Origin of the sequence: Halobacillus sp. A1-3 (genome assembly GCF_050971765.1) — a bacterium.
Lineage (GTDB): Bacteria > Bacillota > Bacilli > Bacillales > Halobacillaceae > Halobacillus > Halobacillus mangrovi_B.
On record NZ_JBPCEO010000008.1, the window covers coordinates 145,827 to 170,197 of the forward strand.

Consider the following 24,371-nt stretch of genomic DNA (forward strand, 5'->3'; position numbering starts at 1 on the left):
GATGGTAACAGGTGTAAAAGCAGGGCCGGAACACGGGCAAGGCATTATCAGCGTTTGCACTAAGGGCTATTGGACTACGTATAAAGAAACTCATTCTGCAGACTACATAATACGGGTAATTGAAAACTTTTATAACGAGCACCGTGTACTGACAGAAGTCAAAGAGACTTCAAAAGAGTGGGAAGACTATTTTGCGCTTGATGGGGATGAGATGCGTGGAGCCTGTGGCGGTGGAATGATCGACGTAACAAAAGGAGAAGTATTTGTCTTATATATCGATCCCGCACGTCGAAATGAAGGAATCGGCAGTTCTTTTCTGGAAACTCTAACCGAACAGCAGCTTCATTTGTAGCAAAAGAGCAATGGGTGGCTGTTCAACAAGGAAATGATAAGAGGATCCCTTTTTATCAATCACGGGGGTTTAAAGAACAAGGTCTTCGTTCTGGGTATGGCAATGGTGCTGATGATCCATATCTTTCGATTCGTTTTGTCAGGTCCATCCTATAAAGCGTTTGTAAGTCTCTCGAATCGGGAAGTATAGTTAACAACTACCCCTATAGAGGAGGATCAACAATGGCACGACTAATCAAACGAGTCATGAAATACGGGCCGATCATATATCCACTAGTTAAGAAATTTATGCGTAAACGCAGAGGAAGATATTAAGCATAGTGCCTATTAAAATAGGCGCTATTTTTTTAGATTATGGTAAACTTATACAAAAAGCAGCACTGGTTTAGCACGAAGGAGATATGCATATGAATCGCTGGGACTCTGCACCGCTTATCCGCTTTTTTGGAGGAAGAAAGTTACTATACATATTAGGAATCCTGTTGATTATAGGATTGAATATTCTTGTTTACACTCAAGTGGATTTTATCTTTCATCCACTCGTTATTTTCGTTGAAACTGTTGCGCTTCCGATTATCTTATCCGTAGTTGTCTACTATTTGCTGAGACCGATCATTAATTTAATGGAATCTTGGAAGGTCAAGCGAATATGGGCGATCCTGATCACCTTGCTCATGGTAGTAGGTTTAATCACTTTGTTAATCGTTCTGATTATCCCGTTTTTAGAAAAGCAGTTTGTCAGTCTTGCAGAAGAATTACCGAGTTATTTACGTGATTTGGTTAATTCTTTGGACCGATGGTTACGCGATTCCTTTTTAGGGAGTTATTACAGCAACCTGTTTCAAGACGTAGATGGACTGTTGAATCAGGTACCTGATCTGGGGACCTACGCAACGCAAACAGTGGAAGGTATAACAACTTTCATAACAACAGTGACCAATGTGATTGTCGCGCTTGTCACGCTTCCATTCATACTTTTTTACCTGCTTAAAGACGGGCACAAACTGCCTGCAAAAATCATCAGTTTCTTCCCGCCTAAAGTAAGGACGGAAGTGACCAGTATATTTAAAGGCATCGATCATCAGTTGAGTGCGTATATACAGGGGCAGATTATCGTCAGCTTTTGCATTGGGGTAATGATGTATATCGGATTTTTAATTATAGGACTTGATTACGCTCTCTTGTTAGCGGCAATCGCAAGTGTCACGAGTGTTGTTCCATACTTGGGGCCGATGATTGCGATTACTCCAGCCTTGATCATCGCCATTGTCACTTCGCCTTTTATGGTACTAAAGCTAGCGTTCGTATGGACCGTTGTTCAACTACTCGAAGGAAAATTCATCTCTCCTCAAATCATGGGGAAAAGCTTACACATTCACCCCGTTACGATCATATTCGTTTTGCTGACAGCTGGGCATTTGTTTGGCGTCATTGGAATCATACTTGCGATTCCAGGTTATGCGATTATTAAAGTATTCGTCTCCCATCTGTTTTGTTGGTTCCAGCGAAGATACAATCGTTTCGCTGAGGAAGAAAACCAATATCAATTACCTGAAAAATAAAAGGAAGAGGAGTGTGGACCTCTTCCTTTTGCTTTGAATTAACTTGTTGGCAGGCATTCCATCTGCGTTATAGTCACCCCTGGGGCTACCTCAACTTCATCAGTTGGCTGAAAGCCGTGCTTTTTATAAAGTTCAACAGCTGGCTTATTCTTAGCGCCGGTTTGAACGATGATAGTATCTTCTGGGTATGCGTCGATCAAATAAGACAACATCCGCTGGCCAATTCCTTTTCGGAAATGGTCTGGATCCACCATAAGGCGATTAATATAAATTTTGTAATTCGTTTCTTCATAAGAAAGTACACCAAGAAGCTGTTGGTCGTACACGCATCCTATGAATACTTCGTTCGACTTCATGATCGCTTCTTTGGAATCTTGCAACGGAGGCAGTCCTTCAAAATCAATTAAATCTGCTTCTATTTTGTACGAACGTAGTTGTAAGTCGAAAATTCTACTAGCCGTCTCTGAGTGGGTATGTTGGATGAAGCAAATGTCCACCAAATCATATCCTTTCTGTATTAGGATTCTAGTATCTACTATTTATCTACTACTTATTCTAACAAAAATCGACACGAGGGTGGACGGTTGCTAATACAATTCTTTCACGTGTAAGATATATGGAAAACTTTTTAGGAAGATAGAAAGGGTGGGAAGTAGGTATGTTAATGTCTGAGAAGATTCGCTTGAGGGAATGACGTTGGCAGACATAAAGGTTTACCATTGTTGGAGAAATGACCCTGAAGTCATGAGGTACACAAGCCCTCACCTTGATTCTTATACGCTGGAGGAGAACGAAGAATTTGCGCAATCCATGATCACCTCATCAACCTCTAAAACCTACATCATCTAACATCCTCAGAAAAATGAGTCGATTGGCGTCAATCTAGTATTGATGCGGTTATTCCAAACTGAATTCAATAAGCGAGTGAAAGAAATTCTTTCCTAAAAAGGGGTGGAGACCATTTCACATATTTTCTTAGATTCTAAAAAAGAAGAATATATACCAAATCACTATCAATGGAAGCCGGAGAAAGGCATTTATGATTTAAAGCCCTATGAAGTAAAGTTCCCAGTAGATGAAATTAAACAGCGACAACCAACGATGTGGAGGTATAAAGAGGCTTTACCATTTGATAAAAGTCAGGACCTACTCTCTTTTTCTCTTGGGGAAGGGATGACTCCGTTACTTCCATTGGATAAAAACGAACAAAATATTCTAGTAAAAATGGATTATTTAATGCCTACAGGTTCATTTAAGGATCGTGGAGCCTCTGTCTTAGTCGCAAAAGCCAAAGAACTTGGGGTTACTACTGTTATTGCTGATAGTAGTGGTAACGCGGGCACATCAATAGCAGCTTATTGTGCAAGAGCTAATATAAGGTGTCACATTTATGTTCCAGATTCCACTGTCCCTAAGAAATTAGCGCAGATTGAGGCTTACGGTGCGGAACTCCACAGAATCCCAGGTACGCGAGAAGAAACCGCAGAAGCTGCCCAACGGGATGTGGAAGAGAAAGGAATATTCTATGCGAGTCATGTCTATAACCCTTTTTTCTATGAAGGAACCAAGACATTTGCATTTGAAATATGGGAGCAGCTAAATTACAAAGTACCGGATAAAGTCATTGTTCCAGTAGGAAATGGAACCCTTTTGTTAGGCGCATATATTGGTTTTAAAAACTTGAAAAATGCTGGAGTTATACGTCACTTCCCTAAGATAGTAGGTGTGCAATCAGAGGGGTGTCAGCCTATAGCAAAAGCTTTCAGGGAGAATAAAAATACTTCAATCGTTGAGAATACAGGAACAGAAGCAGAAGGAATTGCGATTGCCGATCCCGTTAGAGGAGACCAGGTCCTCCAGGCTATAAAAGAAACCAATGGAGCAATCATTACGGCTCCTGAAAAAGATATTAAGTCGGCGAAGAAAGAATTAGCTTTAAAGGGGTTTTTTGTCGAGCCGACCACCGCCGCTACTTATGCTGCTTTTAAAGAATATAAGAATAGTATTTTAAACCCGGATGAAGTAGTGGTAATGTCGTTATGTGGTTCTGGATTAAAGAAATAGTAGTTATTTTTATAAAAAAGAAGACCGCTCAACTGAGTCGGTCTTCTTTTTGCTGTTGCCCAATCGAAAAAGGTATGCGCCTTAACGGTAGAACAAAGCTTCCTAACTTGAAACGAATGTCCCCTAAATGCGAAATAAAGTGTCCTAACGTGTAGGGAAAGTGCCCTAATCAACAAATAAAGCTCCCTAACCCCAACAACTTTAAACCAGCCAGTAGGTAACCACAGATAAAAGCACAGAAGTAACGATCAGCAACAGCATTGGTTTCAGCGCTTTTTGTCTTACATCTTTAAGACTCACACTAAGTCCTAGCCCCACCATAGCCATAGTCAGTAAGAAAGAGGTCAACGTGGAGATTCCATTCATCACTTCCTCAGATATTGTGAAGAAGCGTCCTTCTACATAGCTTCCGAACACGCTCATGAGAATGAAACCGACTAAAAACCATGGAAACGTGATTTGATTTCCTTCTTCCTGCTTTCCTTTTTTTTGCATGATCCAGATCAAAAGTAAACTTAATGGAACTAATAGAAAAACCCGTCCTAATTTTCCGAGTAATGCCATTCCTAATCCATCTTCTCCTGCAGGTGCTCCGGCCAGTGCCACGTGAGCGACTTCATGAAGACTGAGTCCGACCCACATCCCATAGGCTTCGGCGTCAAAGGGGAGGAGCGGACGAATGACCGTGTATCCTACTGCAAACAAGGTTCCTACGATCGATATTATCCCTGCACTTAGAGCTGTATCTTCCTCTTTGGCTTTAAGTATAGGGGAGACAGCAGCGATAGCTGACGCTCCACATACCCCCGTTCCGATTCCTAATAATACGGATAAAGAGTCATCAGCTTTAAAAATACGAGCTAATAGAATCATTAAGCCAATAGAAAAGCAGATCACTAGAAAGTCTCTGAACAAAAGGGGGATGCCCTCTTGTAAGATAACATCGATGTTAAGTTTTAACCCAAAAAGTATGATAGCTAACCGAAGCAGCTTTTTCGCTGAAAAGTGGATGCCATTGCGCAGAGCCTCGGGATAGCCAAAGAAGTGGCGGTATAAGACAGCTAGAAGAATGGCTACAGCCAATGGTCCAATTTTATTTATATAAGGGAATCTGGCAATTAAGAATCCTGCGGTAGCCAGGAGCGCTGTAAATGCTATTCCTAAGACAAGCGGTCGATATGTGGTTAGTCGTGATGTCAGCACTTTTGATTCACCTTCTTATTTCCTATTTACACCTCTTACACTATACGTCCTTATTTAACATCAGTAAAATAAAACTTTATAATAGTAAAGATTAATATTATTAATGATAAGGGTGAGAATATGGATTTCGAAGCAATGAAAACATTTGTGACAGCCGTGGATTTGCAAAGTTTTACGAAAGCTTCTCAAAAGCTGAACTTGTCCCAGCCTACAGTCAGCTTTCACATTAAAAGCCTTGAGAATTATTTCAATTCCACATTGATCGACCGCTCACCGAAGCGATTCAAAATTACTCAAACCGGTGAGCTTGTATACCAAAGAGCCAAGCAGATTATAGGAGTGATTGATAAAGCTCAAAGTGAGGTGTATGAATTTCAAAATCAGATGCGAGGAAATATCCATATTGGTGCAAGCTATACGGTAGGAGAATATATTCTTCCCTCTATCTTAAAACGGTTTGACGACTTGTATCCTGATGTGGATCTTCATGTAAGAATCGCTAATTCGGAACGAATCAATCGTGCAATTCAGCTTCACGAACTGGATGTTGGATTGGTTGAAGGGCAAGTGAAACAACAGGGACTGGCGTCGACTCCTTTTTCAGAGGATGAAATGATCGTCATTGTGCCTTCTGACCACCCCCTAAGGGATGAGACTTCCCGATCGTTTCAACATATTCAAAATCAAACTTGGATCTCAAGGGAAATCGGTTCTGGCACAAGGGCAATGCTTGATTTGATGATGGATTCTTACAATATCTCACCTAAAAAACTCATTACGATTGGAAGCAATCACGGAGTGGTTCAAGCCGTTAAAGAAGGGTTGGGCCTTTCTTTCATTTCAAGAACCGTTGTGGAAAATACAGGAGCGGAAGAACTTATTTTCGACTTGCCTTATGTAAAATCGATGACACGCTACTTCTCTATCGTTACTACTGAAAATAAGGAAGAACAATCAAAAAATGTACAGGTCTTTATTGATCAGATGGCAGACTTATATGCATTGAAATTGTCATAAAATAATAAAATTTTAACCATGCTTTTTCTGGTATTATGAGAGTGATGAGAGAAGGGATTGTATGGAACTACGCCCATATTGCAACGAAGATACAGAAGAAATTCTGCATCTCATTCAAGATACGATCCGTGAGGTAAACCGCTTCGATTATGATGCTCAGCAAATTTGGGCTTGGTCTTTTGGTTTTCAAGATTCAGCAAGATGGCAAAAGCGTCTTTCTGACTCCGACACGTGGGTCGCTGTTCAGGACGTCCAAATCATTGGCGTTGCCAGTCTCTATGCTGAGGTGTTGGATCTTTTGTATATGCATAAGGATTTTCAGCATCAATGTGTGGGCAAAAAACTGGTACAGTTTCTGGAAGAGCGAGCGGTTCAGTCAGGATTGGATGCTATAGAGACGGAGAGCAGTTTGACAGCGAAACCGTTCTTTACAGCACAGGGATTCCGAGAATCAAACGAGCAAACGAGGATTATTCGAGGAATATCGATAAAAAATTTTCGAATGTGTAAAAAGCTGAATACTTGAAACGAATACAGGGTATTGGGCACTATACCAAAAAAAAACGAAACGTTTTCCTTGATTCGGACGTATGATTGATATCGGAACGAAATGGTGTGGTTTCGAGCCAAAATCTTTTTTCAAATACTGAGGTGAAATCATGAAGAGCCTAGACCAGATTGTCGAATACTTAAAGACGCTGGGAGTAGAAGTGGAGAAGGTTTATAAAGCACCGAAGGAAGAGACGAGATAAGCAGAGCAGAGAGCCCTTCAATGACAAATGATTACGACTCGTTATTTTAATAAAGAAGGTATGTTTCGGCTTCAGAAACATACCTTCTCCTTATGCTGTTTTTTGGTTTGTGATTGCAATAAATATGGGGTTTCTCGCCTGTAAAAATGCCCAAATGGTACCGAGCGCAATCGGAATGAGTAAAAATAAAAAAACATAGTTGGCTCCATAGGAAGCAGCAATGTACCCGAATAATGGACCGGTGATGACCACAGACGTTTGATTGCAAAGCATGCGGAAGCTCGACATTCGGCCATGAAACTCTTTATCTGTTGCTATTTGCTGAACAGATTGCAAAAGCGCGCGAACTAATGAAGTTCCAACTCCAACACATAAAACTCCCATAAACGCGATAAGCGTATGCTGAGCAAGTGATAGTAAGAGTAATCCTCCCGCAACGGTCAATAACGACCAGATGGCTAAATGGTTCTTGCATTTCATCCACCACCATGTACCAAGCAGCCCTGCCGTAATCCCTCCCACCGAGAAGGTAGCATCCAGCAAACCGTAGATAGTAGAAGATTGATGCAAATAGGCACTAGTGTAGACAGATAAGAATCCGAGCGTCGTATGAAAGGTAAGCTGGCCGAGCATCATCATCACGAAAAGTCCATATAACATTTGGTGAGTGTTTAAATAAGTAAACCCTTGTTTTAATTCTCTCCAAAAGGACGGAGACTGCCCTGTTGATTTTCTATCCTTTCGCTCATAAGAAATGAGCGCTGTAGCTATAAAGGCTCCCGCATACAAACCGATGACGATTAACATAGATGTCTCAACAGCAAACCAGCCAGAAAAAAGACCTCCAAGCCCAGCACCAACTAAGCTGCCTGCAATGGTAGATGAGCCTGACAAAGAAAAAATCCTCGGCAAAGCTTCTTTCTTAAATACTTCAGCGACAAGGGCCTGAAGAGAGGGTCTGAATAAGGATCCTGCTGTTTGGAGCATCATATGCGTGCCAATCATAACCCATGGATTGATCAGGTTCATGAAAAAAGCTCCCCACAACAGCAACAGGAATAGTACACTTCCCCCGCCAGCCAGAAGGGCTAGAAACTTCCGATTGTAGCGGTCGACAATGACTCCGAAAATCAGGTTTGATACTAAACCGGGTAAAAACCCAAAACTTACAAAAAGCCCTGTATAGAGCGCATCTTTTGTCCATTGAAACAGAAACCATGTAACCAGTACAAAATACATAGCCCTGCCACACTCATAAAGAAAATAACTGCTGAGCAAACTGGGGGTTTGAGTCCTGTTCATGTCCTTCCCTTCTTTCATTGTAAGCTAATTTCATCCTATACCATATTTAGGAATAAGGATAATATTGAGTTATTATAAAAAGTGATAACCAATAGTTATAGGAGGTGGCTGTATGAAGATCGATGATTATCGTTTATTAATCAATCTTAAAGACTATCGAACGATCCGATCTACAGCGAAGAAAATCCTCATCTCTCAGCCGGCGATTACTCAGCGGCTAAAGTATATTGAAGAGGATCTTGGAGGGAGAATTTTTCTTCGGACTTCTAAACAGCTAGTCCCGACTTCATTCGGGGAGGTAGTGCTTGAACACGCTGTGAGAGTAATAAAGAATGAAGAAGCCCTTCGTAACCGTCTTGCTCTTACTAATTCAACCATATCCGGCACCTTATCAATCGGAGCATCCTCTCTTTTCAGTCAGTATTTTTTACCTGAAGTATTGAGAGTTTTTACTGAAAAGTATCCTGATGTAACTGTTGATCTTGTGACAGGTGTAAGTGAAGAAATCCGGCAATCTGCTGAAGATTTTCATGTGTGTGTCATAAGAGGGGAGCCGCTGAAAGAGTTTAAGTGTGACCGTTTATTCAGTGATCCCTTGCACTTGTTTGATACGTATCCTTTAGAAAAAGGGGAGGAGCGTCCGTTCATAGAATTTAAAAGTGATCCAGGTTTTCAACGGCTAATAGAAAGCTGGATAAGCAGTCAGACGCAGATTCGGTTCAGACGAGCAATGAAAGTCGATCATTTTGAAACGGCCAAGCAAATGATGAAGCGGGAATTAGGGATGACGGTTCTTCCTGAGAGCATCAGTCTAACTAAAATGGAGACATGTGCTCACATTCCCCTCATGGAAGGGAATCGGCTCTATACTCGAGAAACTTGGATATGCAGGAAAGAAGTGATTAGCCAATTGCCACAAGTCAATGCTTTTTTGAAAGAAATTATGGGAAGAGACTGGACGTTAGGAGGGTGATGATGGAGGCTAAACTGATCGAGATCGTTCAATCCCATCCCTACTTGCCAAAACTATTTGATGCATGTGATCCATTTCTTACAGACTACTATATTGGTGCTGGAGTTATTACCCAGACTGTTTGGAATCACTTGCATGGATACGAACGAACCTATGGAATCGACGACGCGGATGTCATTTATTTTGATTCCACTGAGTCCGCTGATCGAAAAGAAGAAAAGCTGTTGGAGAAGCGTATAAAAGAAAAGCTTCCCGACTTCCCTTATGACATCGATTTAACTAATGAGGCGCTTGTCCATCATTGGTACGAACAAAAGTTCAATAAACAAATCGCCTCTTATCGATCTTGTGAACAGGCTATCCGTACATGGCCTACGACAGCTTCAGCTGTTGGCGTACAGCGGATGAGTAGCGGATATAAGGTATACGCTCCTTTTGGGTTGGAGGATTTATTTCGGATGATTATCCGGCCGAATAAAGAATTAATTACAGAAGAGATCTACCATGAGAAAGCAAGGAAATGGAAGGGGAAGTGGCCTCAAGTTATGGTCATGCCGTGGTAGATGGCTTTTGATACCATTGGAATTTTTCAGAGATTCATTTTATTATAATAGTATTCATTCATATCAAAAGGGGATTGTTTGCCATGAATCAACTATCATTTGATAAATTAGAAGAAATTCAACAGAATGAATTTATTAAAGTAGCTATTGATCGAGTGGGAGCTGGCGTTGTCATTACTGATCCGGAACAAGAGGACAACCCTATGATTTACTGCAATAAAGGGTTTGAAGAACTGACAGGCTATAAAGCCGAGGAAATACTCGGCAGGAACTGCCGCTTCTTGCAGGGGGAAGACACGAGCCCTAACCAAGTTGAGAAAATTCGTACAGGTCTCAAGGAAGGCCGGAAGGTGCAGGTAGAATTAAAGAATTATCGTAAAGACGGGACGATGTTCTGGAATGAACTGCAAATCTTTCCTGTTTACTTAGAACAAATGGATCAGACTTTTTTTGTAGGCGTCCAAAAAGATGTGACCCACCGACGCCAGCAGGAAGAACTGATTGGTCATTATCTTTCAGAGGTGAAGCGTTTATCTACCCCAATTGTTCCGGTTGAGAACGGAATTTCGGTATTACCGCTAGTGGGAACTGTGGATGATGAACGTCTCCATCAAATGCTGGAAGCAGTCAGTCATCATGTCAAGGAATCAAAAGAAGACTTTCTCATTATGGATATGTCTGCTGTGCATTCCTATAATGAAGATGTACATATGGGCATTTATCAAATGAACCAACTGCTTGATTTGATGGGAACGACTCTTGTAATTACGGGCATTAACCCTTCTTTTGCCATGCAAAGCGCTCCTTACGCTGATTTTAGTGAACTGTCTCTCCAAACATACGCGTCTGTCAAGCAAGCCCTTCAAGCTATTCAAGTTAAGTAATACACTCCCGACATCGAGCAGGTGTCGGGATTTCTTTTTATGAAAAAAGGGTAATCTATTCTACATTGGTTCATCCTGTATGATGAGCTAGGCATTGGTTAAAAACCGACATATTTAGTATGATTTAAACTAAAGATTGAATGCAGGAGTGAAACAGATGATAGATGTGTTTAAAGACTTGATAAAAAATGACCGTCAAAAGCGCCTCTTCGAGAAGGCTGAACGTATATCCGAAGAAGCCAAAGACCATTTGAAAGAAACGGATCGTGATGCGGTGTTTTCTGCAAAAACGCTGAAGGTCATTAAGCAGGAAGGTTATCCTTCTTTGACATTACCTGTTAGATATGGCGGGGAAGATTTATCATTGTATGAATTCCTCTTGCTTCAGGAAAAGATCGCAGAAGGAGATGGGGCTGTCGCTCTATCGATCGGGTGGCATCTGGGCATCATGATGGAACTGAAAGATGATCAACTCTGGAAAGCTGACCAATTTGAACGCCTTGCCAAAGAGGTTGCAGACGATCAAAAGGTCGTTAACCGGGCGGCAACGGAACCTGCGACTGGAAGTCCAACTCGTGGGGGCATTCCTGAGACAAAAGCCGTTCGTAGAGGGGATGAGTATGTTCTAACAGGCAGGAAGACCTTCACCTCCATGGCCGACCACCTGGATTATTATATTGTATCAGCGTACGTTGATGATCTGGATAAAGTAGGCTGGTTCTTGGTAGATCGCCATCAGCCTGGAGTATCCGTAGAAAAAACGTGGGATACGCTCGGAATGAGGGGAACTGAGAGTGACGATTTGGTTATGAACGAGGTAGAACTGAATGTAAATGATTTGGTTGAAGTGAAGTCTGAAGGGAAACCTTTGCCTAAAGGCTGGCTTTTGCATATCCCTGCTTGTTATTTAGGGATTGCTGTTGCCGCTAGAAATGATGCGATTGAATTTGCGAAAAATTTTCAGCCGAATAGCTTAGATAAACCAATTGCTGAAGTGTCACATATTCAAGACAAAATAGGTGAAATGGAATGGAAGCTGCTCCAGGCCCATTCATTTATGTATGCGACAGCGAAGAAGTGGGATGCAGAACCCCACCAGCGTAAAAACATGGGAGCAGATCTTGCGGCTGTGAAGTTAGCCGTGACAAACACAGCAGCGGATGTCGTAGATTTAGCTATGCGTATTGCTGGCGGCAGGGGCTTATCAAAGCAGTACTCTTTTGAAAAGTATTACCGTGACGTTAGGGCGGGCTTGCATAACCCTCCGATGGACGATGCCGTTGTAAGTATGCTTGCCAAACGTGCGATCGAGTAATTTAACTGGAAAGGTTTTGCTGTTGAAAAAAGCCAGTGCACAATGCACTGGCTTTACTACTGTTTTATTTGAATGATTTGACACCTAGATAATGATCTTGCCAATAGTCGTAGCTAAGGTCACTTATTTCTACACCGTCGCTTCCAGCGTGGATGATTTGGTTATCTCCGATATAAATCCCGCTGTGTGAAGCTCCTTCTACATCATATGTCCCTTCAAAAAAGACGACATCACCGATGGATGCAGATTCTACCTGTTGCCCGTCATATTTCCACATGTCACGTTCTGTTCGTGATAAGTCGATTCCAGCTTGATTGAACACATACTGGATGAAACCGCTGCTGTCAAAACCGTCTGGTGACGTGCCGCTCCATACATATGGTGTGCCGATCAAACTTTTCGCAATGGAAACCACTTCGGATTGCGAAACGGACACCGTCTCAGAGTCCTCTGAAGCCGATTCTGTAGAGGAAAGTGCCTCCATGGTCTTAGGTCCCGCTATACCGTCTACCTTAAGTCCCTGGTCTCTTTGAAAGTCTTCAACTGCATCTTCTGTGATTGGACCAAACAGACCATCAAGGCTATATGTATAATAACCAAGAGATTCAAGCTCCGTTTGTAACGCCGTGACCTCCTGGCCGCGGTCCCCTTTATTAAGAGCGTCTGTCTCTAATGAACCGCTAGAATCGGATTTTTCTACAGCATCTGAATCGGCCTTTGCAAAAACCCCTTCACTTAAGGCTGGAGAAAATGCCATAGAGGCCACCAAAGCAGATGAAATCACATATTTTCGTGCGACTGATTTAGACTTGTACAATTGAACTCCTCCTTGCTCAGATTCTTGCTGAAGTTTGACAGTTTGAAAGACAGGTGAAAATTAAAGGTTGTTTATAAGTAGTTTGAAATGATTTTTATAGTCAGCTGCTATGTTACTTGATTACGCCTTTCAAACCAATTTCCAGTCTAACAAAAGAATTCTGTAACAAAGTTGCACTGACATTAAGCCAACATTAAACTTTTTTACAGGTGAGAATTTCAGGCGATACGTATTCTGTTATTCAATTATGTGAAGGGATAAAATAGGGAGACTTCTGATGGGATAGCTGTCATAGAAATTACTTTTTCTTCGTTACTACAATAATAAAAGGACGAAATCAGATGCGATCTCGTCCCTCAAATTTGCTTTTGTGTTTTCTTTAAATGTGTGTCTCGTTAAGCTTCCTTCACCTGGAAAGTGAAAGGTGCTTACAGCTTTACTATTTCTCAGCCAATAAATCAGCGTAGGCTTTTGCATAAGGTGGTAAATCAGGTGGACGGCGGGCAGAGACAATATGCTCGTCCTGAACAACAGCTTCGTCGTACCAAGCAGCACCGGCATTTTTCATATCATCTTTGATACCAGGAGTACTAGTAACTTTTCTCCCTTGTAAGATGTCAGCGGAAATCAGTACCCATCCTGCGTGGCATATTTGGCCGATTGGTTTTCGCTGTTCGTCCATATGACGCACCATTTCAATGACTTTGTCAAAGCGGCGCAGCTTGTCAGGAGACCACCCTCCTGGCACGAGAATTCCATCGTAATCGGCAGGGTTGATATCATCAAAAGCGTAATCCGCTTTTGCAGGGACACCATACTTTCCTCCATATTCTTTTCCTGCTTCTTCCCCAACGAGGTGAACAGTTGCTCCTTCTTCTTGAAGGCGGAGGAGCGGGTACCATAGCTCTAAATCTTCAAAGTCTTGGCTGACAAGTGCAATGACTTTCTTATTTTCTAAACGCATATCGTTCCTCCTTTTGGTGTGCTAATTATAGTGTATCAAACCCTTTTTGACGATTCGAATGTTTAGTCACAACGAGGACCCACCAGATAAGAAGCGGCTGGAACAAAGGACGAATCCAAAGAGCGATCCGTGGCGTTTCTTCACTCCAGGGGGCTGGAATTCCATAAATGGCTGCATAAATGTTTGCGGGTAGCACGAGTATCAGAAAAGCGGCAGTCCCAAATCCCGCTGCTCTCCTTGTCTGTGGAAAGAGTAGAAGTAGAGCTAGCAGCCATTCGGTAATACCCGTAACATAAACGATGATAAGTTTAAGGGGAACCCAATCAGGAAGCATACGCGCAAACCCATGGTCATAAATGAAATGAGTAACACCGGCATAAAACAAAGCTGCCGCAAAAATATAAAGTCCAATTGTTTTGAAAATCTTCATACATTCACTTCCATTCAATAAGTTGTATTCTACTATTTATAAAAGATTCTCGCTTGAAAGTGCTTGGATCAGTATGTTTTTATAGGAAATTACTAACACGATCAGAGCCCTCATAAAAAAATTGAAACTTGCGAATGCTGTTTATCGTATATTGATTGTGTTCGATAGGAAATGATGCAAAGTATCGATGTACAATTGAGAAAGTTATGTATAATAGTCGTTAAGCTTAGGATAAGGTTAAACGAAATTTGATTCTACTATAAGGGGTCGAGATCTATGAAAAAACTAGTAACTATTCTCGCGCTTGTCATGCTTTTCGTTTCCAGTTTTGCTGGATTGAATGTAAGTCATGCGTCAACCAATGATCAGGGCATAAACGAGAAATTAGGTTTACCGATTGTTGTGTATGGAGAGGCTCTTTCAGATTCACAAAAATCAGAAGTAGCAGATCTCCTGAAGGTCGACCAGCATGACCAGGTAGATGAATTTACGGTCAACGGCCAGGATTTAGCGAATTATATCGGAGGTAATCCGAATTCTAATATGTATTCATCAGTAAAGATCCTGCACAAAGATAACGGAGCGGGGCTTACGATAGATATTGTAACACCTGATAACATTACTCAGGTAACAAAAGAAATGTATTCCAATGCCCTTCTTACCGCAGGGGTGGAAAATGCAGAGGTGCTTGTGGCTTCTTCTGTCAAAGTCAGCGGACATTCTGCTCTTACGGGAATATATAAAGCTTACGATGCCAAAGGCGTAAAACTTGATGAAGAACGGATGCAGGTGGCAAGTGAAGAGTTGGATGTTGCTACATCCATTGCTGAAGAAGAAGGCGTTGACAAGGATAAAATCAGTAAACTACTTACGGAAATTAAGAAAGCTATTGCTGAACAGGATCCTGCTACTAGAGAAGAAGTCGAGCAAATTGTGGAAGAACAGCTTCAGGCACTTAATATAGAGCTAAGCCCTGAAGATCGTCAGCGATTGACGGATTTGTTTGAACGAATGCGGAATTTGAATATAGACTTCGATCAAGTGCGTAACCAATTAGATGATTTAACAGGCAGCATACAAGACTTAGTCAATGATGAAGGGTTCTGGAACAACTTGAAATCGGCTGTGCAAAACTTTTTCCGTTCACTAAGCAACTTCATTTCATCTTTATTTAATTAAAGGTTATATAAGACGGTAGTTTTGTTTTTGTAGATTGATTACAATCATACAATTTATAGTAAAGTATCAGGGGGTTGAAGGCTTTATTTCGTGGTAGGTTCGTTCCCGAAAAAGAGAGTTAAGGGATGCCTGAAAAATAACTCGCTTTCCTGCGGGGGAACTGGCAAGCCTCCTCATTCGCTACGCTCTCTGTGGGGTCTCGCCTAGCTCCTTCTCCCGCGGGAGCCTCGTCATTTTCCAGACATCCCAGCTTACATTAGCTAACGAACCTATTCAAATCGGGTATTAATTGCAGTTCTATTGGTATAAAGAGTCACGTTAAGTTATTTCTGTTTCTTTATTGGTGGTTCCGTTAAGCCATACAAACGTAAAGTGGGAGGGGAAATTGTGAGACTCCTGCGGGAATGGTATGGCTGGCAAGATCCCGCAGGTTGAAAAACCGACGAAGCTTGCCGTCATCCCCGCGGAAAGCGAGCGGTTTCCCCTCCCAGCTTTCCTGGTACTCGTAAACGGGATCACCCTTCATAGTTAAATCCAATTGAAGTCTTCAGGATAAGGAAGTAATAGAGGATAATACAATCTAATTAAAGAACCCTCTGGCAGTAAATGGATGGCCAGAGGGTTCTTTCTTATTTATTTTGCCGCTTTTACGTCCTCCACGATTTGTTCATAAGGGACATCAACGTCCCCTTTATATTTTTTAAGTACTTTTCCTTCTTTACCAACTAAGTAGATGGAAGATCCGTGAGTGACCTGGTCGTTTCCTTCGGTCTTCATAGCAACAGTTTTGAAGCTTTCCTGAGCAAAATTTTGAATCTGTTCTTGTTTATATTCTGTTACGAACGTCCAATTGCTAAAGTCCGCCCCGTGCTCTCGACCAAACTCCTTTAAATTCTCTGGTGTATCTACTGTAGGGTCAACACTGAACGAGACAATCTCAGCCTCTACTCCTTCTTCTATCAACATATCCTGTACCTTTGCCATATTTCGTGTCATAGGCGGACAAATCGTATCGCAAGAAGTAAAGATAAAGTTGGCCAGCCAAACTTTTCCTTCCATATCAGATACAGATAATAATTCTTCATCTTGGGTAGTTGCTTGGAAATCTTTAACTTCCCAATCAAGTGTATCGCTAAGCCCTGTCGACCCGCAAGCGGCGAGAATGAGGGACAAAATTCCAACCATTATAATCATCATTTTACTCTTCATAAGTTTCTCCTTCCAAAATCAGCCTCAATCTCTAGTTTACGATTCGCAAAATAAACGTGTCAATTTAACAATTACCATAATTGAAGTCGTCCTCAATTGTATATTTCAGGAATAAGCGGAAAACCTAAGGTACCATCAATGATGAGCGAGGGATGAAAATGCCTTACTATACAGGTCAAGGTGGAAAACAACTTTTTTATGATGATATGGGAAACGGGGAAGCAATCATTTTTATTCATCCCCCTGGTATGGGAAGAAAAGTATTTCGGCAGCAACATGAATTAGCCAAACATTATCGAATTATATTCCCGGATTTGAGCGGCAATGGAGACTCTGAAGTTATATCCAAAGCTCCTGATATTAGTTTTTATGCTCGTGAAGTCAGGAAGCTGTTGGATCACTTGAAGCTTCAGAAAACAGTCATTGTCGGTTATTCGTGCGGAGGGATGGTCGCACAGGAATTTGCGCTCACTTTTCCTGATCGTGTTAACGGAGTAGTGCTTGCCGGTGGATTTCCGAAGGTGGATACGGGCGGGCTGCGCCTTGAATTTTTAGCAGGAATGGAATGGGTAAGAAAAAGCCCTGAAACTTTAGCGAAGCTGCTTAGTCACTCTCACTTCAGAGATCCTGAAATAAAACGCGAGCTGAATGAACATATGGCAAAATCTGATCCCGATGCCTGGTATGAATTTTATAATCGAGCGCTTCACTTTGATTGCAGTCGCCGCTTGAAACAACTAACTGTACCGCTGTTAGTAATGTATGGGAATAAAGAGTTTTGGATTAATTATCATGCCAAGTATTACAATCAATGCGATGATGCTACACTTTCGATCATTGAATGTGCGTATCATCAGATTCCAGCTACCCATTGGCCGATATTCAATGAAACGTTAAGAGATTTCTTGCAGAAAAAACAAATTGTTTAAAAAAAGCAGAGGTTTAGCACCTCTGCTTTTTTCACATTTATTGTTTTATGGCTTCAAAAGAATGGTTAATTTTTCGAGCGTGAGGCACATTATTGACTGTTATGCTTAGTTTTGAGGCTTCCTTGATCAAATCTTCATTTACATTAAAATAGCCGAAATCGCCTGATCCTCTCATCATCACTTTATCGGACTCTCCATTGTCACTCTTAATGTGCACATTTTTAGGCCGCTCCTCTGGAGTTTTAGAGTAAAAAGCTGGCGAAGATGATACTAACACCTCTTCTTGTTCATGATTCTGGGCACGGAAGTTTAACTGCACATTCATGCTATTCCGTGAGCCACGTTGATTCTTGTGCATTAAAATAATATCAGTATCCTTAGCTTCTGCAACTTTTTTATCAACGAGCTTGCGACTGGCGTTAGTTAAATCTTTCGCTGAGACCTCTAAGTCGAATGAGTAAGAGGCATCTCCGGCAAGGTGTACACGCTCAAGGTTGAAGGTGATTGTTTCAGGTGGCTTCCTTTCTTCAAAACTTGTATAAAATTCTGTTTCATATACTTCTTCTTTTCCAGAGATCTTTTCTAGTGCCGGTGCCAGGGAAATTCTTTGCCCATTGCCCATCATAAATGCTCCTTCAATCATTTGATTGAATGTCCCAGCTTTATCTCTAACCTTTAATTTGAGTGTGTTTTTATCTAGTCCCATTTTTAACTCGAGAGGCTGGATCGTGAGACCTTTTTCCTCATATGTCTCGCTAAAGGTGTACGTGCCAAGCTGGTGTTCCTCTGGGTTGTATATATAATGTAAAGGGACGGGTTCAGTTTGAAATGCCTGTCCATTAATATGGAAATTAAAAGTTGTGGCTAATTCCTTATCAAAAGGCTTAAACCTGGTATTTCTGTCTTCCGGGCCCCCTTCACCCGTAAACGAAGGCACTTGAGCGAACGTATACAGCCGATTTTTAAAGATAACTCCTTCAGGGAATTTAATAGGTCTTCCAAAACTTTCAATAGAGAAGTCTGATTGATTTTCTCCATCCAATTGAAGAGATTGCAGAGAAGGCGGACGAGTATATTCATTCTTTTCCTCGCTTACTAGAGTAGATAAATCAATACTATAAAGAATGTGGACGACTCGGCCATTGTGCCATAACTCGTTAATTTGAATTCTTCCGTCCCGCCTTTGAACAGGTGTAGAAACTTGCGGCGTAGTCGTTAATCCTTTATCACGAGCAAGTTTTAGGCTTCTAATCTTACCTTCGTAAAATTCTTTTATTTCTGCTTCACTCTCGACCTCTCTCCAAGTAAGTGGTAGGTTCTCCTTATCAACCGCTTTTGCTTTTCTCTGTATTTTTGATTCCTTACTATATTGAAGCTTTTCTCCTTGATCAGCTGTGGTGACATAGGCGCCTATTGCAAATGCCAGGAACACAGCCGCAACAATCAACCACTTCTTTTGGTTTTTCATACGCATAGCTGTCAGTTTGTCATCCTTTCTTCTATTCGAGGTCAATTTCGAACGTCTGGTCAATTTTCTTTGAAAACACAATACCGTTCACAGTCACTTCAAGTTGGTTTGCATCTGTCAGTAAATCTTCCTCAATACTAATAAATGCGTTACGTTCTGAGCCCCCATATTCTGTTTGGGTTGCTTCACCCTTGTCATTTTCTATGTGAACGACTTGCGGGCGTTCATAGTTTTCACTATCTATGGGACTTGGGGAAACACCGATCAGTTTAGTCTTCTGGTCATCATTCTGTGGACGAAAGGCTAAGCTTAAGTCAGTTCCCGCTGTCCCTCGGCTAGAGATCTCTTTCAAGTAAACGTCTGTCTGAAAAGCCTCGGCGACTTTTTTATCGATTCTTTGATTTTTATCCTTGCTTTGAGACACATCGACAGAAAAACTATAGGACGTACCGTTTCGGAGATGAACATTGCTTATTTTTAGGGTGGCTTTTTTCGGTACAGAGCGTAAATGACGGACAAAACCGATGTAGACATCTTCCTGCTCCGTCTCGCTAAGATATAAAGATATGGGGATTTGTTCATCTTCATCTATGATTAAGGTGGCATCTAAAGAACGGTTGAATTGCGCATCTTCACTTTTAATCTTCAGTTTAATATGGCTGAACTCGATACCTAGCTTCAATTCAAGAGGCTTGACTGTAAGACCATCATGGCTGTAAGACTTATGAAAAGTATAGGTGCCTATTGTGTTTTTGGCTGGATCGTATTGGTAATGGATGGGGATGGCCTCAGGTTGATAGGACTGGTTTTCAAACTCCAGTTGAAATAGGGTGGATAAGGTTTGATCAACGGGAGGCGTATTTTCAGGATTCCATTTGCCAGGTGGGTGATTATTTTCTGTAATTGGAGGGACCTGCACCACTGTGTATAATCGATTTTCAAAAATGACTCCTTGCTCAAATCGGATCGGCTGCCCAAAGGAGCGAAGTGTCTGGTTCTCTATTCCATCGTTACCTTCTATTGAAATTTCCTGTAGGTAGGGAGGATCTCCCTGAGTATGATCCTCAATGAGCGCCGAAAGGTCAATACTGTAAAAAATGTGAATCACGTGACCGCTATGCCAGACTTCATTTACTTGCATCCGTCCGTCTCTGCCAGGAATCGCTGCAGATTGGTTGATAGTGGTGGTTACGTCGTATTCCCTTGCTAATTGTAGGCCAGGAATATATTCATTAAAAAAAGCCTGCACTTGTGTATATGTATCCACTTCATTCCATTGAATGGGCAATTGTTCTTTATCAACGGGCTTTGCTTTACGCTGAGGTTTTGAATCTTTTGAGTACGTCATTTTCTGGTCGCTATCTGCAGTCATTACATATGTACCTACTGCAAATGCAAGGAGGACGACAACGATACCGATCCACTTGGATTTACTCCGCATAAGGCGCCGTTCCTTTCTCTGCTGTCACGAGCTCCGGACAGTTAATTGTTAAATTTTTCATGACTTTATCCTTATCATAACAGACTATTCTGATCATTTTGTAGTAGAAATAAAAAAGCCCTTGCTCCAAAAAATGGAGCAAGGCTTTATTTGTTGTCTTTATCTGAGTAATGGTGGAGCATCGCATCGCTTTCAGAATCGTCTTCCAGCTTTTCAGCTTTTTGATCCGGGGCGAAGACTTTATTGAATCTCATCGCCTGGCTGAAGATTTCAGCTGCTTCGTTCGTTTGCTCGACTGTTCCTCGTCGGGTCTTTCGGTCTTCCATTTTCATCACTCCTTCATTTAACTATTCCTGCTGTTACTTAAACTGAAACCTTGCTATTCATCGTGGTAAGATGGAATAGCTATAGTTTTAGATTGACCGTGTTAGGAATTTTTATGTGCTTAAAATGTAGGAGGAAATTATGAATGAAAAGCTGACGATCTTTAATGAACAGGAACAACCGATAGGGGTTAAATCACGAGAAGACATACACCGGGACGGGGATTGGCACGAAACATTTCAGTGCTGGTTTTATGAAGTGAATCAAGAAGACATTTTTCTCTACTTTCAGAAAAGGGCCGAGGATAAAAAAGATTTTCCGGGCTTGTATGATATAACGGCAGCCGGCCATATTGAAGCAGGGGAAAGAGTGGTCATGGGTGGGGTAAGAGAAATAGAAGAAGAGATCGGTGTGAACGTCTCTCCTTCTGATTTAATCGAAGCGGGTACATTTAAGCAGGATTTGAGCGATGGAAATTTGAAAGACAAAGAAATTTGCAGAGTTTTTCTCTTCAATTGGGACGGAGAGCGAACGTTTTCCATAGGAGAAGAAGTGGCAGATGTAGTAAAGGTTGCACTCCATTCATTTAAAGAGGTAGTTAATGGTGAGGTGGCGTCCGTTTCATTTCATTCAGTCCTGGCTGAACAAGAAGGTTTCCTATCAATGGATCAGCTTGTTCCGCATGACCGTGCTTACTATCAGTTCATCATTAAGGCGATTACGGAAAATGTCGAAAAACTTTGACAAACGGTAATTCATCTCTATATAATCATTGATTAATGAGAGGAAGGGAAGTGGAAATCCAATGAATCGCACATCTTTTAATACGAAAGTAGTTCATCATAAAGTGTCCCAGGAACAAATTCAGAACAGTAAAAGCACACCGATTTATCAGACTTCGGCTTTCACGTTCAAAGACTTGGATCATATGGAAAGCTATTATGAAGGGAAAAGTCCTTACCTCTATACGAGGGAAAAGAACCCGAATACCGACGAGTTAGGAATGACAGTGGCAAACCTTGAAGAAGCAGAGTCTGGAGTAGCTACTTCATCAGGGATGTCAGCCATTCTTGCTGGTATTCTCTCTGTTGCAAAAGCTGGTGATCACATCGTGGCTGCTGAGGATTTATATGGAGGCACCCATAAACTGATCACGAAAGAACTGCAAACCTTTGGAATTGAAGTCAGTATGGTATCGTTCTCTGACATGGAAAAAGTCAAAAATGAAATCAAATCCAATACAAAACTACTATATACGGAATCGATTACCAATCCGTTTTTGCGAGTAGACAATCTTACAGAATTGGTTGAGGTAGCGAAACAGTCTGGGGTCAAGACAATGGTCGATAACACCTTTGCGACGCCTTATCTTCTACAGCCTTACACAAAAGGGGTCGATCTCGTTGTACATAGTGGAACGAAGTACATTGGCGGCCACAGTGATGTCACATGCGGCGTGCTAGTCGGGGGGGAGGAGCTCATTCAGAAAGCGACGGAAAAGGTTGTTGCTCTCGGCTCCAATTTAAGCCCATTTGAAGCGTGGCTTACTCAGCGAGGTGCAAAAACGCTTGGGCTCCGAATGAAGCAGCAGTCTGATAATGCAAACCAACTGGCGCAAGCACTGCGAGAGAATCCATCTGTGAAACGTGTGTACTATCCTGAGTATGTATCTGAGCAAGGCCATGGAGCTATTGTTACCATTGAGCTTGATCATCAACTGGATATTGAGCAGTTCTTTCGTTCTTTAGGTTGGATTAAGATTGCTCCAACTTTAGCAGGTGTAGAGACAACCGTTTCGTATCCGGTGAGAACTTCACATCGTGCCTTATCAGAAAAAGAAAGGGAGAACATCGGAATCAATGATTTTGTCATTCGTCTATCGATTGGAATTGAAGATGCAGAAGATATTATCACTCAGTTCGAACAGTGTATTAATCAATCGATAAAATGATGAGGAAGACCTACAAATCCTCATAATTTATGAAGCTTCCTGAAAGTTATTTGGGAAGCTTCTTTTTATTTGTTGTTTGTTAAAAGCAGATTAGGTGAATGGGCCCTCCACCAATAGTAATAGGGTTGAAGGTTAGTCTTAATTTTACAAAAATTTCTATTCCTCATCTATTGTTAGTATGCTATAATTCATAATTAGCAAGTTCTACCCTTTTTAAGAAAAACAACCTAAGCACCAGAGAGCGGAAAAAATTCAACATCTATGGAAGCAATATTTCTTATAAGGACTTGTTTTAAATTTTATAAGAGAATTTAGCTTTTTTTAAAGAAAATACGGGGAAGCGCTTTCATTTATTTATCATTTATAGGAGGTTTTGCCATGAAATTAACGACTAAAATTTTTATTGGTCTAATTCTTGGTGCAGTTGTCGGGCTCACCCTGCACTTTGCTGCTCCAGATGTATTCACCACACTTGACACTTATGTATTCAGTCCTCTTGGTACCATCTTTCTAAACTTAATTAAAATGCTAGTTGTACCAATCGTCTTCTTCTCTATTACTCTAGGAACTGCTTCCTTGGGAGATCCAAAGAAGCTCGGCCGAATCGGTGGAAAAACGATTGGGTTCTTCCTAGCGACTACAACAATTGCAATTAGTATCGCGATCTCATTGGCTTATATCTTCCAGCCAGGCAACATTGATATTGAAACGCAAGGTGCAGAATATGAATCAGAAAAAGCACCTGGGGTGGTTGAAACCTTTACGAATATTATTCCGACCAATCCTATTCAGTCTATGACTGAAGGGAACATGCTCCAAATTATCGCTTTCTCCATATTCATTGGTCTCGCTCTCGCTATTTTAGGTAAGAAAACAGAAGGAATCTACAAATTAATTGATCAAGGAAACGAAATCATGATGTATCTTGTTAACTTGATTATGCGCTTTGCTCCTTATGGTGCATTTGGGTTGCTTGCGTCAGCTATCGGAACGATGGGGCTAGAAGGTGCAAAAGCAATGGGCATGTACATGCTCGTTGTCATCGGTGCCCTGTTCATTCATGCCATTGTAACTTACGGGTCAGCTGTTAAGTTCCTTGGAAAAATGAATCCGATTGCTTTCTTCAAAGGTTTCTTCCCAGCCATGACGGTCGGGTTTAGTACATCAAGCAGTAGTTCCACACTGCCGATTTCAATGAAAACGGCACAGGAGAACTTGAATGTTCCTAAACCGATCAGCAGCTTCGTCCAACCTTTGGGTGCTACGATTAATATGGACGGAACAGCGATTATGCAAGGGGTTGCCACCATCTTCATCGCACAGGTTTATGGAACAGAGCTGGGCTTTGGTGCACTTGTCATGGTTGTACTGACAGCAGTTCTCGCTAGTATCGGAACTGCTGGTGTCCCAGGGGTAGGCTTGATCATGTTAGCGATGGTCTTGAACCAAGTATCCCTTCCAGTCGAAGGAATTGCGTTAATTATCGGTATTGACCGTCTATTGGATATGACACGTACCGCTCTTAACATCACTGGTGATGCAGCTTGTGCCGTCGTCGTTTCTGAATCTGAGAAGAAACACGATGTACAAGAAGAAGCTAGAATGCAAGCTTAATAGCATTGAAAAAGCTGATCTCTTTGGAGGTCAGCTTTTTTTTCGTTCTATGTTTTCAT

Annotated in this window: 27 protein-coding genes; 16 read left to right on the forward strand and 11 right to left on the reverse strand. The window is 41.5% G+C overall.

What is annotated here, in order from left to right; genetic code table 11:
- Position 1 precedes the first annotated feature (1 nt).
- From ACRYKC_RS14940 to ACRYKC_RS14950, 3 genes are all read left to right on the forward strand, one after another.
- On the forward strand, positions 2-352 hold the full coding sequence (locus ACRYKC_RS14940; RefSeq protein ID WP_433807724.1) for a GNAT family N-acetyltransferase: 351 nt from the start codon (positions 2-4) through the stop codon (positions 350-352).
- Positions 353-366: 14 nt separating this feature from the next.
- Complete coding sequence (locus ACRYKC_RS14945) at positions 367-507, forward strand: hypothetical protein (RefSeq protein WP_433807726.1); 141 nt, start codon at positions 367-369, stop codon at positions 505-507.
- 251 nt (positions 508-758) lie between these two features.
- A complete protein-coding gene (locus tag ACRYKC_RS14950; protein WP_433807728.1) occupies positions 759-1,913 on the forward strand; it encodes an AI-2E family transporter in 1,155 nt (384 codons plus the stop codon).
- A 38-nt stretch (positions 1,914-1,951) separates the two neighbouring features.
- Here the strand turns inward: ACRYKC_RS14950 and ACRYKC_RS14955 are convergent, their stop codons facing one another.
- Complete coding sequence (locus ACRYKC_RS14955; protein ID WP_433807730.1) at positions 1,952-2,410, reverse strand: GNAT family N-acetyltransferase; 459 nt, start codon at positions 2,408-2,410, stop codon at positions 1,952-1,954.
- Between the two features lie 199 nt (positions 2,411-2,609).
- On the opposite strand from ACRYKC_RS14955, the gene ACRYKC_RS14960 reads away from it, so the two are divergent.
- Positions 2,610-2,762, forward strand: a complete 153-nt coding sequence (locus tag ACRYKC_RS14960; RefSeq protein WP_433807732.1) for a GNAT family protein — start codon at positions 2,610-2,612, stop codon at positions 2,760-2,762.
- Between the two features lie 111 nt (positions 2,763-2,873).
- On the forward strand, positions 2,874-3,977 hold the full coding sequence (gene thrC / locus ACRYKC_RS14965; RefSeq protein ID WP_433807963.1) for a threonine synthase: 1,104 nt from the start codon (positions 2,874-2,876) through the stop codon (positions 3,975-3,977).
- 201 nt (positions 3,978-4,178) lie between these two features.
- Here thrC and ACRYKC_RS14970 read toward each other — a convergent pair whose 3' ends face one another.
- Entirely contained in the window at positions 4,179-5,180 is a 1,002-nt protein-coding gene (locus ACRYKC_RS14970) for a YeiH family protein (protein ID WP_433807734.1), read from the reverse strand.
- A gap of 135 nt (positions 5,181-5,315) precedes the next feature.
- On the opposite strand from ACRYKC_RS14970, the gene ACRYKC_RS14975 reads away from it, so the two are divergent.
- Together ACRYKC_RS14975 and ACRYKC_RS14980 are read left to right on the forward strand one after the other, a co-directional pair.
- Positions 5,316-6,197 (forward strand): LysR substrate-binding domain-containing protein, encoded by an 882-nt coding sequence (locus ACRYKC_RS14975; RefSeq protein ID WP_433807736.1) that lies wholly within the window; start codon positions 5,316-5,318, stop codon positions 6,195-6,197.
- 61 nt (positions 6,198-6,258) lie between these two features.
- Entirely contained in the window at positions 6,259-6,723 is a 465-nt protein-coding gene (locus ACRYKC_RS14980) for a GNAT family N-acetyltransferase (RefSeq protein WP_433807738.1), read from the forward strand.
- A gap of 316 nt (positions 6,724-7,039) precedes the next feature.
- On the opposite strand, the gene ACRYKC_RS14985 is transcribed toward ACRYKC_RS14980, so the two are convergent.
- Positions 7,040-8,251: an MFS transporter gene (locus tag ACRYKC_RS14985; protein WP_433807740.1), complete on the reverse strand. Its 1,212-nt coding sequence runs from the start codon at positions 8,249-8,251 to the stop codon at positions 7,040-7,042.
- 112 nt (positions 8,252-8,363) lie between these two features.
- On the opposite strand from ACRYKC_RS14985, the gene ACRYKC_RS14990 reads away from it, so the two are divergent.
- From ACRYKC_RS14990 to ACRYKC_RS15005, 4 genes are all read left to right on the forward strand, one after another.
- Positions 8,364-9,224, forward strand: coding sequence for a LysR family transcriptional regulator (locus ACRYKC_RS14990; RefSeq protein ID WP_433807742.1), 861 nt, complete (start codon positions 8,364-8,366; stop codon positions 9,222-9,224).
- 2 nt (positions 9,225-9,226) lie between these two features.
- Positions 9,227-9,787, forward strand: a complete 561-nt coding sequence (locus tag ACRYKC_RS14995; protein ID WP_433807744.1) for a nucleotidyltransferase family protein — start codon at positions 9,227-9,229, stop codon at positions 9,785-9,787.
- 83 nt (positions 9,788-9,870) lie between these two features.
- Positions 9,871-10,671: a YtvA family blue-light photoreceptor gene (ytvA, locus tag ACRYKC_RS15000; RefSeq protein ID WP_433807746.1), complete on the forward strand. Its 801-nt coding sequence runs from the start codon at positions 9,871-9,873 to the stop codon at positions 10,669-10,671.
- Positions 10,672-10,828: 157 nt separating this feature from the next.
- The gene (locus ACRYKC_RS15005; RefSeq protein ID WP_433807748.1) at positions 10,829-11,986 is read left to right on the forward strand and encodes an acyl-CoA dehydrogenase family protein; all 1,158 of its coding nucleotides are present in this window, start codon (positions 10,829-10,831) and stop codon (positions 11,984-11,986) included.
- 64 nt (positions 11,987-12,050) lie between these two features.
- Here the strand turns inward: ACRYKC_RS15005 and ACRYKC_RS15010 are convergent, their stop codons facing one another.
- The 3 genes from ACRYKC_RS15010 to ACRYKC_RS15020 form a co-directional block, all read right to left on the reverse strand.
- Entirely contained in the window at positions 12,051-12,803 is a 753-nt protein-coding gene (locus ACRYKC_RS15010; protein ID WP_433807750.1) for a C40 family peptidase, read from the reverse strand.
- 439 nt (positions 12,804-13,242) lie between these two features.
- Positions 13,243-13,767 carry a type 1 glutamine amidotransferase domain-containing protein gene (locus tag ACRYKC_RS15015; RefSeq protein WP_433807752.1) on the reverse strand — a complete coding sequence of 175 codons (525 nt, stop codon included), beginning with the start codon at positions 13,765-13,767 and terminating at the stop codon, positions 13,243-13,245.
- Between the two features lie 25 nt (positions 13,768-13,792).
- A complete protein-coding gene (locus tag ACRYKC_RS15020) occupies positions 13,793-14,197 on the reverse strand; it encodes a DoxX family protein (protein ID WP_433807754.1) in 405 nt (134 codons plus the stop codon).
- A 276-nt stretch (positions 14,198-14,473) separates the two neighbouring features.
- Between ACRYKC_RS15020 and ACRYKC_RS15025 the strand changes: the two genes are divergently transcribed.
- Entirely contained in the window at positions 14,474-15,376 is a 903-nt protein-coding gene (locus ACRYKC_RS15025) for a DUF1002 domain-containing protein (protein ID WP_433807756.1), read from the forward strand.
- 318 nt (positions 15,377-15,694) lie between these two features.
- Here the strand turns inward: ACRYKC_RS15025 and ACRYKC_RS15030 are convergent, their stop codons facing one another.
- Positions 15,695-15,835 carry a hypothetical protein gene (locus ACRYKC_RS15030; protein WP_433807758.1) on the reverse strand — a complete coding sequence of 47 codons (141 nt, stop codon included), beginning with the start codon at positions 15,833-15,835 and terminating at the stop codon, positions 15,695-15,697.
- Between the two features lie 174 nt (positions 15,836-16,009).
- Complete coding sequence (locus ACRYKC_RS15035; protein ID WP_433807760.1) at positions 16,010-16,585, reverse strand: SCO family protein; 576 nt, start codon at positions 16,583-16,585, stop codon at positions 16,010-16,012.
- Between the two features lie 158 nt (positions 16,586-16,743).
- Here ACRYKC_RS15035 and ACRYKC_RS15040 point away from each other — a divergent pair, with 158 nt between their 5' ends.
- Positions 16,744-17,514, forward strand: coding sequence for an alpha/beta fold hydrolase (locus ACRYKC_RS15040; protein WP_433807762.1), 771 nt, complete (start codon positions 16,744-16,746; stop codon positions 17,512-17,514).
- A gap of 37 nt (positions 17,515-17,551) precedes the next feature.
- Here the strand turns inward: ACRYKC_RS15040 and ACRYKC_RS15045 are convergent, their stop codons facing one another.
- The 3 genes from ACRYKC_RS15045 to ACRYKC_RS15055 all read right to left on the reverse strand — a co-directional run bounded on the left by ACRYKC_RS15045 (position 17,552) and on the right by ACRYKC_RS15055 (position 20,749).
- Positions 17,552-18,982 (reverse strand): hypothetical protein, encoded by a 1,431-nt coding sequence (locus ACRYKC_RS15045; RefSeq protein ID WP_433807764.1) that lies wholly within the window; start codon positions 18,980-18,982, stop codon positions 17,552-17,554.
- Between the two features lie 31 nt (positions 18,983-19,013).
- Positions 19,014-20,423, reverse strand: a complete 1,410-nt coding sequence (locus ACRYKC_RS15050) for a hypothetical protein (RefSeq protein WP_433807766.1) — start codon at positions 20,421-20,423, stop codon at positions 19,014-19,016.
- A 146-nt stretch (positions 20,424-20,569) separates the two neighbouring features.
- Complete coding sequence (locus tag ACRYKC_RS15055) at positions 20,570-20,749, reverse strand: hypothetical protein (protein WP_433807768.1); 180 nt, start codon at positions 20,747-20,749, stop codon at positions 20,570-20,572.
- Between the two features lie 139 nt (positions 20,750-20,888).
- Here ACRYKC_RS15055 and ACRYKC_RS15060 point away from each other — a divergent pair, with 139 nt between their 5' ends.
- The 3 genes from ACRYKC_RS15060 (at position 20,889) to ACRYKC_RS15070 (ending at position 24,312) form a co-directional block, all read left to right on the forward strand.
- Positions 20,889-21,491: an NUDIX hydrolase gene (locus ACRYKC_RS15060; protein WP_433807770.1), complete on the forward strand. Its 603-nt coding sequence runs from the start codon at positions 20,889-20,891 to the stop codon at positions 21,489-21,491.
- Between the two features lie 61 nt (positions 21,492-21,552).
- Complete coding sequence (locus ACRYKC_RS15065; protein ID WP_433807772.1) at positions 21,553-22,698, forward strand: trans-sulfuration enzyme family protein; 1,146 nt, start codon at positions 21,553-21,555, stop codon at positions 22,696-22,698.
- A 378-nt stretch (positions 22,699-23,076) separates the two neighbouring features.
- Complete coding sequence (locus ACRYKC_RS15070) at positions 23,077-24,312, forward strand: dicarboxylate/amino acid:cation symporter (RefSeq protein ID WP_433807774.1); 1,236 nt, start codon at positions 23,077-23,079, stop codon at positions 24,310-24,312.
- Positions 24,313-24,371 lie beyond the last annotated feature (59 nt).